This window comes from Paenibacillus prosopidis, assembly GCF_003337375.1.
GTDB classification, from domain to species: domain Bacteria; phylum Bacillota; class Bacilli; order Paenibacillales; family Paenibacillaceae; genus Pristimantibacillus; species Pristimantibacillus prosopidis.
The window spans coordinates 107,537-123,675 of record NZ_QPJD01000004.1 but is presented as its reverse complement, the minus strand read 5'-3'; the positions used below and the strand labels follow the sequence as shown (position 1 = coordinate 123,675).

The following is a 16,139-nucleotide window of genomic DNA, read 5'->3' as shown; positions in this document are numbered from 1 at the left end:
AAACATACTTGATCAATAAGTTTTTTATTGATCAAGTATGTTTTTTATTTTTATAGTTTTTTATGAAACAGCGTAATGTTTTCGGTTACAGAAACAAAATATTCCTTTATAATTAAATAATCCAGACTATATTACAGGAAAACTAGCAAATGTTTCGAGTAAACGACCACACCAGGAGTCGATACTGCCATGCTTTTGAAACGGAAAATAATGATCTACGTCGGTTTGCTCACTATCTGTCTATTAACGCTGCTTTATCTCATTTCCGAAAGAGCGTTGCTCCGCAACTATGAAACGATGGAGCTGAATAATGCAAGAGAAGATATGAAGCGGGTTCTTCTTGCCTTTTTTGATGAGAACAAAAATCTGGGATCGATTGCCATCAACTATGCGGGCTGGGATGATACCTACCGCTTTATTGAAAGGCCAACTATTCCTCCTTTGAGTGATCCATACTTGACGGCAAATTATCCTGATTCATTATTTGTGTCCAGCCGTCTTAATGTTACCCTGCTTATGAATAACCAGAATAAGGTTTATTTTGGAAAAGCCTACGATTTCACAAACAACATACAGCTCCCTTACCCGCAGTCCTTTATCGACGCTCTCGTTCGGGAACATCCTTCTTTACTGTATCATGCCGATGAGTCCTCCCGGAATCATGGTCTTATCTTAGTGGATAAGCAGCCGGTTATCCTTGCTTCATATCCGATTCTGACAAGCGAAAATAAGGGTCCTGTTCACGGAAAACTAGTGTTTGCCCGGTATTTGGATGCCAACTACATCCGATACGTTTCTGAAAAAGCGGATGTGAACCTTTCGTATGACCTTGCCGGTCCGCTATTTAAGCTGCCGGGGAAAACGGATACTGTTTCTGTGAATGGAAAAGAATCCCTCCCATTTTGGAGTGGAGTCGGTAAAAGATCCATTACAAACTATGTGCTTTTGTCTGACCATGAGATGAAACCTGCTGTAATCCTAAAGTTCGACCAATCAAGGGAACTGTATGAGCAGGCGAAGAAGAACACTTGGTTTTATATGCTATATTTCAGCGTTGCCGGCTTTGCATTTTTCCTTTTAATTACTCATTTTTTGGGACGGACGATTTTTAAAAGGCTGAATCGGGCGATCGAAAACATGCAAGAGATCGAGAACGGAAAGGATTTGTCAATTCGGATCCAGGAATCCGGAAACGACGAAATCACACAATTAGAAATGAAGTTCAACCGTATGATGACGTCCCTGGAGAAGGCGCAAACCGAGATTCAATACCAGGCCGATCATGATGTTCTTACCGGTCTTCCGAATAGGAAGTCTTTTTATAAGCGTTTAGAAGATAGTGTCGCTCAGGGTGCTTGCTTTGCTATCCTCTTCATCGATTTAGACCGCTTCAAGCTCGTTAACGATACTTTGGGACATCAAATAGGTGATTTGCTTTTGATTCAAGTAGCTGCGCGGTTGAAGCAGTGCTTGAAAGGCGATGATTTTCTCTGCCGGTTGGGGGGCGATGAATTTTGTTTGATTTCCCCTTACTCGAATAATGACGATCAAATTGAATTAACAGCTAAGGTAATTAAAGAAAAACTGGATCAAGCGTTTGAGCTTGACGGGCATGATGTGAAAATATCCGCAAGCATCGGCATCAGCTTTTTTCCGGAGCACGGAACAGAGCCCGGTATTCTGCTGCAGAACTCCGATTATGCCATGTTGAAGGTAAAGGAAGAAGGCAGAAATAATTTTCAAAGGTATAAAATGGGTTGAATCATGAAGTCAGCGAATGGGAGGCAGCGACTCAGAGCTCATTCATTCCGGTAAAGGTTTGAATGAATTTTCTCGGAGAGATGCCTTCCATTTGCTTAAACGCCTTGCTGAATGCATAGACGCTGCCGTAGCCTACTTTCTCGGCAATGGATGTAACCGACAGCGGGCTGTAAATCATCAGATCCTTAGCTTTTTCGATCCGGTACCGCATTTGAAATTGATGGGGCGTAAGCCCGTATTTCTGCTTGAAGAGTCGTGAGTAGTGAAAGACACTGAGCGTAGCCGTTTTCGAAAGCTCTTCAAGGAGAATCGTTTGATCGAACCGCTCCATAATAAGAGTGGCTGTCGCATCGAGCGATTTATCGTGAACTTTCAGTCCGGATGCTTGGCTGGCTTCCAGCCCTTTGACGATAAGATAAATCAGCTTTAACGCCAACGATTTTTGCAGAATAAAGAAATCAAGATCGCGTCTTTCATAAGTATGAATTAGCTGCTGAAGCGTCTTTAATATTTCCCCGTGGTTTTCTACCCGAATGACATCCGGTATTTGAAGCACCGATTCTAACACTTCCTCACGAATCCATCCTTTTTCTTTCTGACTGCATTCCGACAAATTTTTGTAGTTAATGGGAACCTCCTCGAAGTCATCCTCATGCAGAGCGTCAAAATGGATGTGCGGCATCCAGCACTCACCGCTCGACTCGATAAATTCATGCTCCTTGCCCGGTTTGAAGAGGATGATGTCGCCCGGCATGATGGTATGAATTGTATCGCCGATTCGGATGGTAAGCTGTCCCTTCTCCAGGTAAAGAAGCTCATAGTCGAAAATGATCCGGGCTTTCAAACGCATCCCGGACTCGCGATGGTTCCATGCTCTGCGGACGTTAGGCGACAGCTTCATCATTAATGCCTTCTTCGAATCGGTAAGCGTTTCCATTTGACCACCCTAAAATAGCAAGATTGGATAAATAATAACAAGTTGAAATAAAGAAGTGTGAAAAAATATGTGATAACATAGGCAATGTAATCGTTAACATGATTTTGAGGCCTGATCATAGACAGCATCTTCTATTATATTATGACTGCCTCTGCACATCAACTTTTGGAGCTATGCATTTCATTTGCCGGCTACATTTATGCTGGAAGGAGCACACGGACATGAAACCATTTAACGGCCTTGAGATGGGAATTGGGAGCTTGGCGAGGGTATCCAATGCGCAGACGCGTTCGATCAGCGCAGAAAATTTTAACGGGGCAAAAGGAAAGGGAGGCATGGCGACGGAAGGAACGGGCGCTGAGTGCGCGCGTGATCTTGGCATTGGCTGGAAGATCTCTCCTTCGGTCGAAATTGCTGCAGGTACGACCTTTACGATGGCTGATATTGACGGACCGGGGGCCATTCAGCATATATGGCTTACATGCTTTCCCAGTCACTGGCGGAATATGATTCTCCGCATGTATTGGGATAACGAGGAGCAGCCTTCCGTTGAAGTGCCGCTTGGAGATTTTTTCTGCAATGGCTGGCAAGAACGGTGCGACGTGAATTCACAACCGGTCGCCGTTAATCCCGCAGGCGGAATGAACAGCTATTGGCTGATGCCATTCCGCAAGCATGCCAAAATCACGGTGGAAAACAGGGAGCCTGACAAAGTTGTTCTTTACTATCAGGTTGACTATACGTTGACGGATGTACCGGACGATATGGCATATTTTCATGCCCAGTGGAGAAGATCAAACCCCGTTCCCTACGGCGACGTCCATACGATATTGGACGGCGTAACCGGAAAGGGCCACTACATCGGAACCTATCTGGCCTGGCAGGTAAACAATACCGGCTGGTGGGGAGAGGGCGAAATCAAGTTTTTCATGGATGGAGATACGGAGTTTCCGACGATTTGCGGAACGGGAACGGAGGATTATTTTGGCGGAGCATGGAACTGGGAACAGCCGATCGGACAGTATTCCACGTACTCAACCGCGTATCTCGGCATGCATCAGCTTATCAAGCCGGATGGCTTATACCGCAGCCAACAGCGGTTCGGCATGTACCGGTGGCACATCATGGATCCGATCCGTTTCGAGAAGGATTTAAGAGTAACGATTCAAGACCTGGGCTGGCGATCGGGAAGCAGGTATTTGCCGCAGCAAAGCGATATTGCTTCGACTGCGTTCTGGTATCAGCTGGAGCCGCACGCCGCTTATCCGGCCTTGCCGGGGAATGATGAGCGGGAAGTCATTTGACGGATCCGGTTAACTTGTAATTTCAATATGGCGCCCGACTGATTTATATGCTTGTTATCAGCTCACTGCGTTCTTCCGAAAGAGCTGGAGGCAGCTTTATGTGAAATGCCATGCGAAGGGATTGAAGCTGCTCCCGGACGCATGGCATTTTTTCGGTGGCAATTTATTAACTCAATCTCTGCTGCAATAAGGCTGCCAATTCCTCTACAGTGTCCCAAACGATTGGGCGGATTTGCTGTGTTTGAACGAACAATTTGTCCGCATAGGTGCGGTTAACCGTCCAGATGACCGGGATATTAATGCCGAGCGCATAACCCGCCGCAAAATATACCTCCGGCGAATGGTTAGTCAAATCCGCGATAATAAGTTTGCTTTCGGAAATTTGCTGCATGGAATCCGTATTGTCCGAACCCGAATGATTAATCAAACGCGGCTGATACCCGCACTGTTCGAGTTTTGGAAGCAATATTTCCGACCACTCCGCACACAAATCAATGTCATCCGGAAGCAAAACGAAGCATGACTTCAGCTTTTTTCCTCCGGCTCTTACGGCAGCTTCGCTCCATCCTTGCTCCGTTAGCCTAAAGGTCACGCTTTCCCTTACGATTAACTGCTCTTCTCTCAGCTTCTCGATGATATAAACGAGCTCTTGTAAATTTGGAGAATACGTCAAGTTAAAGCTTTGAGACAGCGGATTAATGACGACGGGATCTCCCGGCCCTTCCGAATGTCTGTATAAATATTGCAGCAAACGGCTCCCTTTCTCTTCGATGGTCACAGGTATTCTCGGGGAATTTCTAATGGTTTCTAAATCTTCAATCGATAGAGTGACCCTTTCATCACAATCTGTCAGCTCCCGGATATAAGCCGATATGATGGGAAATAGTTGGCGTTTCGTATGATGCGGGAACGCACGGATTGGATCATAGCTGTCTCTCAAGAGGCTGTAGAAGCCGTCAGGTGAGCAGTGACAGCCCACATATCTATCATGTTCGCCCTTTGATTCTATTGGAACGATTTCATTACAGAACACACAGAGTTTCTTCTGCATTACAGTTCACCTCTATATTTATTATTCGCATATCTTGCCCGCTAACAGGGTAGAAGTGCGACTAATATTTTATCGAACGTCGTACGCGCCTATCCTTATCTTCCACATTATCAAGTTTTATTTAAAAAGTAGATAACAAAATATTTCCTATAACGGACACCGTACTCCTTTATGAAGTGATCAGCATCTCGATTACGATCGGTTTATTCAGCCTTTAAAATTAATATATTTCGACTACTCATTTCGACAATATTATAAAAAGAAGAGCGATATACTAAATGAGGTGATGGTAATTTAAAAGACATCGGAGGTAATCATGGATAATTCGAAAATTAGAAAAAGAGCATTATGGTTTATTAACGCGGAAATTGAGAGAGTATTGATTAACCTTAAGAGCGGCGCGGTAAATGTAGAGCATGCCTTAGGAAGCTTTAATACCCTTTATCAAATCGCTTCGTCGACAAGGGATTCTGATTCCATGATCAATCTATGCAAATTAATTGAGAAAATTAGAAATACTGATCATAGAATTGGTTTATATAATTTTACTGAAAAACGGAAAGAGTCATATTATTAAGAAACATCTAATTTATTTTGCGGATTTGTCTTGGAGTCGCCGCAAAGTAGTTTCATAAAGGGGCTGTCCCAGAAGGTTATAAACCTTCTGGGACAGCCCCTTTTTCGTGATCTTAGACTAGTGTTCTACATTGGATTTGGTACAGAAATCGGTTCATAACTCCTTCATTTATGTATATTATATATATTCATCATAGTTCGACTCAGACTCCATATCGACAATTTTCACCAGTAATTTGGTAGTGCTGACGTATATAAGACAGTTTAGTTTTTATCTTGCACCATTCGACAAATGAGCAGCTATTGCGTAATACGGATTTACAATATACTATATATAACAAATATCAATATGAAGTTTGGTGATTGCTAATGAATTCAACAGTTCGCACGCCGCTCTATCAGAAAATCCAGGACTATATCCGCGATCTGATTGATTCTGAAGGCTTGAAGGCCGGTGATCGGATTCCGACGGAAAAGGATCTTATGAAACGCTTTAACGTCAGTAAGATCACGGTTGTTAATGCCATGGCAGGCTTAGCGAATGATGATATTATTACAAGGGTTCCAGGCAAAGGAAGCTTCGTCAGCAGCCGTAAGCCGATGCCTGTTCAAGAAGCAGTCCGATCCACAGCAGCTATTTCGATCGGAGAGCGGCAAGAGAACGGCCCTCGTGAGCGTATTATCGGCCTTATTATGCCTTCCATTGACGATTACTTCGCTATCCGTTTGATCGAAGGCGTTCAGAAGGCGCTCGGCGAGAAAGGCTACCGGAGCATGATTCTTTTGTCAGGCGGCGACATTGCGAAAGAAAAAGAGTCCATTAAGACACTTAAGGATATCGGAGCCGAAGGCTTGTTAGTTTTCCCGGTAGACGAGGAGAATTACAACGAGGAGATATTGAGCATGAAGTTTGCGGGCTATCCCTTCGTGCTTATAGACCGATACTTGCCGGGGGTGGAGACTCATTATATTGCTGCGGACGGCAGGCTTGGCACAAGTCTTGCGGTCGATTACCTCTGGGAGCTCGGACACCGGGAAATCGCCATTTGCTCCGATTCTCCGCTGCAGACTGTAACGGTGCAGGAGCGGATTGAAGGTTACATGAACGCTCTAAAAAACAAGGGTGCGCTCATAAATCCGGCTCATATGATCACCGGATTTCAGGTGAATAGCTTGAAGGATGCGGAAAACCATCCGTTATACCGGTATATCCGTAATCGTATGGCGACGGCGTATATCACACTTAACGGAAGACTTGGGGTCCAAATTTATCAAATGGCGCGTCAAGCAGGTTTGAAGGTGCCGGATGACTTGTCCATCGTAAGCTTTGACGATCCTACATCGATCGTAGAGGAATTTAGCATTTTTACCCATGTCAAACAGTTTGAGCACGATATGGGCTTTCGCGCGGCCCGCACGCTTCTCGATATTATTGAGGGTGGAACAGGCCGAAACAGCAAGTACTGCAAAACCTTAATTAAACCGGAGCTGGTCGTTGGACAAACGACTGGACGATATCCTTCTGAATAAGCAAGAAATAAGAAGCAGAAGATCTTTTCCGTTGAGGAAAAGATCTTTTTTTATTTATATATTGAATATATATAACTTATATATTATATTATGATCAAACCTATAAAACGGAAAAGGAGATATGCAATGCCCTACGAAACGGTAAATTCGGATCAGTTGAAGTCGATGTTGGATCGTTTGAATAGGAACATGTATAAGAAAGTTTCGGAGCTAAGCGTAACGGCTTGGGTAACACCGGAGCCGGTTCCTTATGAAGCCAGGCTGACAGGACAAAGGGTGGTGCTTTCCCCTGGTGACCGATGGGGGGATTTATGGGATTGTGCGTGGTTTCACTTTACCGGCAAAGTGACGGAAATCGTGAAAGGCTCAAGGGTCGTGCTGCTCATCGATGTTAACGGTGAATTGTGTCTCGTCGATGATGAAGGATCTCCCGTCCAGGGATTGACGAATATCAATTCCGAATTTGATTACTCGCTGGGCCTGCCCGGCAAGCGGGTTGTGAGCGTAAGCGAGTCGTCGACAGGGGAAGAAACAGTCGATTTGTGGGGCGATGCCGGCTGCAATGACCTGTTTGGGCATTTCCGCAGCGGTACGCTGAAGGAAGCGGTCGTCGCGGTCTGCCGCGAGGACATCCGCCGGTTGTATTACGATGCGGAAGTATTGCTGGAAACAGCAGAGCAGCTGCCGAAAGGCTCCGCGCGAAGGGAACGAATTTTTCAGGCGATGTACGAGGTATCGCTCCTGCTTACCGAACTGACAGATGAACGAGTCGCCAAGGCATTGTCAGTCTTGCGTGAACAGTTAGCGAAGCGAGGCGGTGACCCGGTACTGTCAATCAGTGCCATCGGTCATGCGCATATGGATTTGGCCTGGCTGTGGCCGATTCGGGAAACGATCCGCAAGGGAGCGAGAACGTTTTCTACCGCATTGAAAATGATGGAGCGTTATCCCGACTACGTATTCGGGGCGAGTCAGCCCCAGCTGTACGATTGGATGAAAATTCATTATCCAAATCTGTATGCGCGGATCAAAGAGCGGATAAGGGAAGGACGTTGGGAGCCGCAAGGAGCGATGTGGGTCGAATCAGACACCAACGTACCTGGCGGGGAATCTCTGATCCGTCAAATCTTGTACGGAAAGCGTTATTTTCTGGAGGAATTCGGGCAAGAGATGAAGACGTTATGGATGCCTGACGTATTTGGGTATACAGCCAGCTTGCCCCAAATCTTGAGCAAATCCGGCGTAAATTACATGATGACGCAGAAGCTGTCCTGGAGCAAGTACAACCGTCATCCCCATCATACATTCGTTTGGGAAGGTATCGACGGCTCGCGGGTACTGACGCACATGCCGCCAGAGGATACCTATAACAGCCCTGCGGCACCCCGTTCGATCGTGAAGGCGGAGAATGAGTATTTGGACAAAAACGTGTCGGACCATTGTCTCATGCTGTTCGGGATCGGCGACGGAGGAGGCGGTCCAGGCGAAGAGCATCTGGAGAGACTCATGCGGCAAAAAAACTTGCTTGGCTTAAGTCCGGTTGTACAGGAACCATCCTCGCGTTTCTTCGAGAAGCTGGCTGAAGGAGTGAGTCGCTACCAAGTCTGGTCCGGCGAGCTTTACTTAGAGAAGCATCAAGGAACGTTAACGAGCCAGGCCCGGAATAAACGATATAACCGGAAGCTGGAGAAGTCGCTTCGCGAGCTTGAGTATGCAGCCGTTTTAGCCGGGTTGACGCGAGGCAGGCATTATCCTGCCGATGAATTGGAGCGCATTTGGAAGGAAGTGCTGCTCTACCAGTTTCATGATATTTTGCCGGGCTCCTCGATCAAGCGGGTATATGACGAATCGTTGGAACGGTACGCCGTGCTGCTGGAGCGAGTCGAGCAAATGATTGCTGAGGCATACGATGCGGTTGCTGAAGGATTTTCGGCAGAAGAGGGAACAGTTGCCTTTTTCAACTCCTTGTCTTGGGAGCGTGAAGAGTGGGTGCAGGAGAAAGGAAGCTGGATGCAGATTCGTGTGCCGGCGATGGGATATGCCTTAGCGAATACGGATATGCTCGTGAAGGCGGAGGCGGCGGTAATGGATTCCGTTTTCCAGAACATGAGAGCTTCAGCTATTGACCGTGTCGTGGAGAACGACTTGCTTGCAGTGACATTCGCAGATGACTTTACCATTATATCCATCGTAGACAAAGAGCATGGCCGGGAAGTCATTCCACATGGGCAGAAGGCCAATGAGCTGTACCTGTACCATGACGAGGGCGACGCTTGGGATTTTCGTCAAGATTACCGGCAATCCGGTGGTGTGCCACTTGAGCCAGCCCATTGCACCGTATTTCAAGATGGACCAACGATAGGTTTGCTTCTAAGCTACACGTTCGGCGATTCATCCTTGATGCAGAAGGTGTTGCTCACTCAAGGCAGCCGCCGAATTGATTTTGTAACGAAGGTAGATTGGAAGGAATCCGGTAAAATGCTCCGTACTTCGTTTCCGGTTGCCATCCGTTCGGACAACGCGAGCTGTGAAATCCAGTTTGGCTACATCAAGCGGCCGACGCACCGCAATACGATGTGGGATTATGCCAAAGATGAAATATGCGCCCATCACTGGGTGGATCTCTCCGAGCCGGATTACGGGGTGGCCTTGCTAAATGACTGCAAATACGGGCATCGCGCTTGGCAGAACGTTCTTGACCTCAATCTGCTGCGCAGCTCCTCTCATCCCGACCCGGAAGCTGACCGGGCGGAGCACAGCTTTACTTATTCGCTCTATCCGCATAAAGGGGATCATGTCCAGGCGGAGGTTTATAAACGGGGCTATGAGCTGAATGTGCCTTTACGGTCGGTTAACGTGCCTCGAAACGGCACAGCAAGGAAGCTGCCGGCAGCACATCATTCCTTCCTGCGTCTCGATCATCCGAACGTCATGATCGAAACGGTAAAGCAAGCAGAAGACGGTGAAGATCTGATCGTCCGGCTGTATGAAACAGCGGGCACCCGCATCAAGGCAACGCTTGATATAGACTTTGGCTTTTCGGAAGGTTGGCTCGCCGATTTAATGGAAGCGCCAATCGAACAGCTTCATCCGAAAGGCGGGGCGTTCACGCTATCCTTCACTCCGTTCGAAATCAAAACGATCAGATTAGCAAGGAGGTGAGGCATTTGACTGCAAATCTGCTGTGGAAACGAATCTGGCGGCACAAGCTGTTTTACCTGTTCATGCTGCCCGGCATTATCTGGTTTTTTCTCTTCTCCTACGTCCCTCTTTATGGTATACAGGTCGCTTTCCGGGACTTTATGTTCTCAGGGGGCTTTACAGGAAGCCCTTGGGCAGGACTTAAATACTTCGAGCAGTTTTTCTCCTATTATCAGTCATTCGAATTAATCCGCAACACGATCGTCATCAGCCTGTTGAAGCTTTTGATCGGGTTTTCCATGCCGATTATATTATCCATTCTATTAAATGAGGTCCGAAACGTTACATTCAAGAAAACGGTGCAAACACTCTCGTATTTGCCTTATTTCGTCTCTTGGATCGTCGTCGTTACGTTGATGCAAAGGCTTCTGACGCCTTACGGCGGTCCGCTAAACGATCTGCTATCTTCCTTCGGCATGGAACCTATCCAGTTTCTGAACAACACGACTTGGTTCTATCAAATGATAGTAGGTTCGGATATATGGAAAAATATAGGCTGGAACTCGATCATTTATATGGCGGCAATTGCCGGTATTGATCAACAGTTATATGAAGCGGCGAAGATCGACGGCGCGGGGCGCTTTCGCCAAGTTTGGCATGTCACGCTGCCGGGCATTCGTAATATTGCCGTTATCCTGTTCATTCTCTCGGTTGGCAGTCTGATGAGCGCCGGATACGAGCAGTTGCTGCTTCTCAACGGGCCGGCCACGGCCGCTATCGGCAGCGTACTAGACGTGCATGTTATCAACTCGGGTATTGGAGAGGGCCGATTGAGCTATGCCGCAGCGGTCGGATTGTTCCAAAGCGTCATCGCACTCATTCTCATATTGACAGTCAACCGGATCGCACGCAAAGTCAGCGACGTATCCCTGTTCTAAGGAGAGATTTGTTATGGCGAAGCGCCAATTTTCCATTTTTAGCGGATTGAATTATTTATTTTTGACACTGTTCGGATTATCGATGATCTATCCGTTCATTTACATTCTTGCCTACTCGCTTAACGACGGTAAAGATTCTATGCTGGGTGCTTTATATTTCTTGCCCCGGAAATTTACGCTGGAAAATTACGCGGAGGTGTTCGACAACGCCCGCATCTGGCAGGCTTACAAAATTACGCTGTATCGTACGCTGCTCGGTACGTTCCTTCACGTGGCCCTCTGTACGTTGATGGCCTACGCGCTTTCGAAAAAATCGCTGCCGGGACGGACGTTTTTTACATTTTATATTTTTTTGCCGACGATCTTCAGCGCGGGGTTCATTCCCTATTTCATCACTTTGCAAAAGCTGCACCTGATTAACAGCTTCTGGGTATACGTGATTCCGATGCTTTTTAATTTCATGCATATCGTTATTCTCCGGACGTTTCTGCAGGGCATTCCCGAGGAGCTGGAGGAATCAGCCCGTATAGACGGATATGGAGATTTTCAAATTTTCGTTCGGATCATTTTGCCGCTGTCAGGACCCGTTCTCGCGACTATCGCGTTGTTCATCGGGGTTTCCCACTGGAACGATTGGTTCTCTGGTGCCTACTACGTATCGAACAAAGATATTATTCCCGTCCAGACCCTTCTTCAGGAGATGCTGACCGAAGCGGAAGCGCTCTCCTCTTCCATGCAGAGGGCGGCGCAGCAGGGCGGGCAGACGGTCAACGTCAATATCGAGGGAGCCACGCCGGAATCGCTCCGGATGGCGCTGCTTGTCATCACGGTTTTCCCGATTTTGTGTATTTATCCGTTTCTGCAGCGGTACTTCGTCAAGGGCGTCATGATTGGTTCGGTGAAAGGATAAGCGTCTCTAAACGGGACTTTATCATATTTTAATTACAGTTCACGGGAGGGTTTTTATGAAGAACAAGCGGGTAAGAAGCACTTCGTTGCTGCTTGTGGCAGTTCTTATAGCGGTAACGCTGTTTGGCTGCAGCAGCAATAACAACGGCGGTGACACCGGAAGCGGCAATGGTCCTTCGAGCAGCAGCGGCACAACGGACAGCGGTACAGCAGAAAAAGAAGTGAAACTCAAAGTCCTTCACAACTGGAACGGCTCCAGCGGCGCCGACGTCGATATGACAGCTGTCGCAAAGGTCATCAAAGAGAAAACCGGCGTAACCGTGGAATGGGAATATACGAAAGGCAGCGAGGTCGAGAAAGTAAATACGATATTCGCAACGCAGGATCTGCCGGATATCTATACCGGTCCGGCATGGGGCGGCGAGCTGGACGGCATTATCAAAGCGGCTAAGGAGGATCAGCTGGTTGATTTGACGGATAAGCTTGATAAATACCCGAACCTTGCCAAAGCGATAGCAAAAGAGAACGTACCGCCCGCGCTTTACGAGAAAGCGTTTGACGCTTACGGAGGCAAGCAGTTTTTGCTTTACCAGAATCATCCCGCGACGCCTGAGGATGCAATGGATTGGTTGTATGGCTTCTATGTGAGGAAGGACATCGCAGAGAAGATCGGGGTAGATCCGCAATCGGTCAAAACGAAGGACGATTTGTACAGCTTCCTGAAGAAGATCAAGGATGCGGGTCTAAAAGAAAATGGAATGCCGGTCATTCCGCTAGGCGGCTTTCATAATGGTTGGGCCGTCGGAATCGGCAATACGATGTTTTACGGCTCGGGTTATATAGACAAAGGCGACGGCACGCTGGAAAACACTTTTTTCACGAAAGCCTATGAAGACTACACGCTGTACTACCGCAAACTGCTTGCGGAAGGGCTGCTCGATCCGGAAGCGTTCACCCAGACTGATCCGATCGCGAACGAGAAAATTAAGCAGGGGCGCATTGCCGTGCTGGCCGCGCACTATCCGGCTATTCTCGACTCGTCTAAGGACTATGTGAAAGCGCATCCAGGCTCTGACTATGTACCGGTCGGTCCGTTGGAGCGCGCCGGTGCCGAACCGAACCGTCCGGCCGATCTATCTATTCAAGGCAATAACGTAACCATTATTCCGAAAAAATCCAAAAATGTGGACGCAGCGCTTCGCCTGCTGGACTATCTTGCGTCCGACGAAGGATTTCTGCTCGTACGATACGGCGTACAAGGCGTACATTGGGATATGGAGAACGGCAAGCCTGTAGCGAAGAAGGAATGGTTTGACAAATTTACGGCTGACACAACAGGCAAGCTTAAGAAAAATGAAGGCATCGGCATTGGCTTTGAATCCCTCTCCGGTCAGGACCGTATCAATTCCGTCGGTGGAGGAGATATCTGGGCCGATCAAGATCGACTCGCTGCCATGGATAACGCCCGCAAAATTCTTCGTCCAAACGGCATCAGCGTCATATCGGCATACAATCCGGGAGATGTCATGATGAAATCATCGCAATGGGAAATGCTGAAGCCGTCTATAGACAAAATCGGCGACGTATGGAAAGAAGCGATTTTTGCAAAATCCGACGAGGCGGCGCTCAAGATTATTAACGACCTTCGTGGACAAATGAACAAGACGGGTTATCCGGAAGCGATTCAATTTGTGAACGATAACCTTAAAGGCAAAGAAGTGGTAACGATGGGAATGCCGAATTAAAGGGGGCTTCGCGCATTGAATACGAATGCGGATGAACGGCAGGAATGGACCGGGTTTCAGGAGTCGCGTCCATACGGACCGAAGTACGATTTACGGACTGATTTCGTCATGGTTTATGGTATTTCGAAGGATCTGCCTGCGCGTATCGAAGGCTGGAAGAAGGCAGGGTACACAATCCATTTGATGACGGGCGTATCATGGGGCGAATATCAGGATTATTTGTACGGCCGTTTCGACGGGCGCAATCATTGGGATGAAGCTCAAACCGACCGCAGCGGCAAGCATCTGCTCCACGGTAAGGATGTACCTTACATGGTGCCGACTATATCGTTTGCCGAATATTTGGCGTCCCATATCAAACGGGCAATCGACTGCGGCGCCGAGGCTATCCATCTGGAGGAACCGGAATTTTGGGCGGCTTCCGGTTACTCGGATGCTTTCAAGCGGGAGTGGCTGAATTATTACGGGGAGGAGTGGATTCCTCCCCACTCTTCTCCGGATGCTCAATACCGGGCATCTAAGCTGAAGGCGGCGATGTATTACCGGGCCCTCGACCGGCTTTGCAGCCAAATGAAAGAGTATTCCCTTGTTACCTACGGAAGGACGGTACGCTTCTACGTTCCCACTCATAGTCTCATTAACTACACGCAATGGCGGATTATAAGTCCTGAAGCGCTGCTCGTCTCGATGCCGGGCTGCGATGGCTTTATCGCCCAAATCTGGACGGGGACAGCGCGCACGCCTAACGTTTACAAAGGCTTGCGCCGGGAGCGGACCTTCGAGACTGCGTACCTGGAATACGGAATCATGCAGGAGCTCACCCGCGGAACTGGGCGGGAAATGTGGTTTCTGCATGATCCCATCGAGGATAACCCCGGCTACAGCTGGAGCGATTACCGTAAAAATTACTGTTCTACCGTCGTTGCTTCTCTACTTCATCCCGAGGTGAAGCAATACGAGGTGTGTCCTTGGCCGCGCCGCGTTTTCGAAGGCAGCTACCCGACGGAGAACGGTCAAGGCAAAGAGACGATTCCCGGCGATTATGCCACCGTACTTCTGACGGTCATGTACGTGCTTCGCGACATGCACAATCACGAAGAGGAAGATGGAGGAAACTCTTACACGTCAGGGATTGGGCTCTGTCTTTCCAACTCGGCCATGTATCAGAGGGGCGACGTTGTACCGGACGAAAGCGGGCACGGCGAAACCTTCAAATATGACGGAACAACGGCTGCCGACGGATTATCGGCGGAGCAGCAAGAGCTGCTCGATTGGTCCGCGTTCTATGGCTTAGCGCTGCCCCTCGTGAAGGGCGGAATCCCGCTTAGGCCGGTACAGCTTGACAACATCATGACTTTTCCCGGTTATATAGACGGCTACAGGGTGCTGCTGCTCAGCTACGAATTCATGAAGCCGGAGCATCCGGGCATCCATCAGGCGATCGGGCAATGGGTGAGAGAGGGGGGAGTTCTAATCTATGTCGGGGATGGCTCCGATCCGTTTCACTCCGTCCGCGAATGGTGGAACCGTGCGAAGGGTCGAAGAGCTTATGAACGGCCCGAAGAGCATCTGTTCGAGTCGTTAGGACTCAGCCGAAACCCGGAAGAAGGCGAGCACAAGGTAGGCAGCGGAGCTGTCCTTATACACCGGGTGAACCCGGCCGTACTGTCTCGCACGGATTCCGGAGCAAAGCAGGTACGGAGTAACGTGAGGCGGGCGCTCGAAATCCGCGGCGAGCAAGGCGAATACAGGGAAATCGATTTGCTTCAAATGAAGCGCGGTCCTTATTTGATCACTCACGTGCTTGACGAAACGGAATCGCAAAAGCCGGTTGTCCTGCAGGGACTGTTCCTTGATTTGTTCGAGGCTGACCTTCCGGTGCGGCATTCTGTTGAGCTGAAGCCCGGTGAAGACAGCCTGCTTTATGATTTAAATAAATCTAACGAGAAGCTTCGCGTTCCCGGCATACTCGTCAGTTCGTCCCGGATTCGCGAGGAGCAGCTTGATGAGACGGGATTTTCTTTCGTGTCGGAGTCCCCGTCGGATGTAAACGTGAGCACGAGGGTTCGCGTTCCGGGCGAACCGCGGATCGTGACGGCCGGAGGCACCGCGGCGGAATTCCATTATGATTCGATATCGGGAACGGTGCTGATCCGGTATCCGGGAGCGCCGAAGGGTATTACCGTTAACTTGCAGTGGTAACAGGATTGCTCTATGAAATGCCGGCAGCAGAGATTGCCGGCATTT

At 48.4% G+C, this 16,139-nt stretch carries 11 protein-coding genes; 9 read left to right on the top strand and 2 right to left on the bottom strand.

Features of this window, described 5'->3' with window-relative positions; translation table 11 throughout:
* Positions 1–189 precede the first annotated feature (189 nt).
* Positions 190–1,761, top strand: a complete 1,572-nt coding sequence (locus tag DFP97_RS07435; RefSeq protein WP_114379367.1) for a sensor domain-containing diguanylate cyclase — start codon at positions 190–192, stop codon at positions 1,759–1,761.
* Positions 1,762–1,792: 31 nt separating this feature from the next.
* On the opposite strand, the gene DFP97_RS07430 is transcribed toward DFP97_RS07435, so the two are convergent.
* Positions 1,793–2,698, bottom strand: a complete 906-nt coding sequence (locus DFP97_RS07430; RefSeq protein ID WP_114379366.1) for a helix-turn-helix transcriptional regulator — start codon at positions 2,696–2,698, stop codon at positions 1,793–1,795.
* A 221-nt stretch (positions 2,699–2,919) separates the two neighbouring features.
* Here DFP97_RS07430 and DFP97_RS07425 point away from each other — a divergent pair, with 221 nt between their 5' ends.
* Positions 2,920–4,002, top strand: a complete 1,083-nt coding sequence (locus DFP97_RS07425) for a glycoside hydrolase family 172 protein (protein WP_114379365.1) — start codon at positions 2,920–2,922, stop codon at positions 4,000–4,002.
* Positions 4,003–4,168: 166 nt separating this feature from the next.
* Here the strand turns inward: DFP97_RS07425 and DFP97_RS07420 are convergent, their stop codons facing one another.
* Positions 4,169–5,053, bottom strand: a complete 885-nt coding sequence (locus tag DFP97_RS07420; RefSeq protein WP_114379364.1) for a hypothetical protein — start codon at positions 5,051–5,053, stop codon at positions 4,169–4,171.
* Positions 5,054–5,369: 316 nt separating this feature from the next.
* On the opposite strand from DFP97_RS07420, the gene DFP97_RS07415 reads away from it, so the two are divergent.
* From DFP97_RS07415 to DFP97_RS07385, 7 genes are all read left to right on the top strand, one after another.
* A complete protein-coding gene (locus tag DFP97_RS07415; protein WP_114379363.1) occupies positions 5,370–5,630 on the top strand; it encodes a hypothetical protein in 261 nt (86 codons plus the stop codon).
* A 368-nt stretch (positions 5,631–5,998) separates the two neighbouring features.
* Positions 5,999–7,159 carry a GntR family transcriptional regulator gene (locus DFP97_RS07410; RefSeq protein ID WP_114379362.1) on the top strand — a complete coding sequence of 387 codons (1,161 nt, stop codon included), beginning with the start codon at positions 5,999–6,001 and terminating at the stop codon, positions 7,157–7,159.
* Between the two features lie 126 nt (positions 7,160–7,285).
* Entirely contained in the window at positions 7,286–10,321 is a 3,036-nt protein-coding gene (locus DFP97_RS07405; RefSeq protein WP_114379361.1) for an alpha-mannosidase, read from the top strand.
* Positions 10,318–11,238: an ABC transporter permease gene (locus DFP97_RS07400; protein WP_425453499.1), complete on the top strand. Its 921-nt coding sequence runs from the start codon at positions 10,318–10,320 to the stop codon at positions 11,236–11,238. Before DFP97_RS07405 ends, DFP97_RS07400 begins: the two co-directional genes overlap by 4 nt.
* Before the next feature lie 13 nt (positions 11,239–11,251).
* On the top strand, positions 11,252–12,148 hold the full coding sequence (locus DFP97_RS07395; protein ID WP_114379360.1) for a carbohydrate ABC transporter permease: 897 nt from the start codon (positions 11,252–11,254) through the stop codon (positions 12,146–12,148).
* Between the two features lie 55 nt (positions 12,149–12,203).
* A complete protein-coding gene (locus DFP97_RS07390) occupies positions 12,204–13,892 on the top strand; it encodes an extracellular solute-binding protein (protein ID WP_114379359.1) in 1,689 nt (562 codons plus the stop codon).
* A 15-nt stretch (positions 13,893–13,907) separates the two neighbouring features.
* Positions 13,908–16,094, top strand: coding sequence for a hypothetical protein (locus DFP97_RS07385; RefSeq protein WP_114379358.1), 2,187 nt, complete (start codon positions 13,908–13,910; stop codon positions 16,092–16,094).
* Positions 16,095–16,139: the final 45 nt, after the last annotated feature.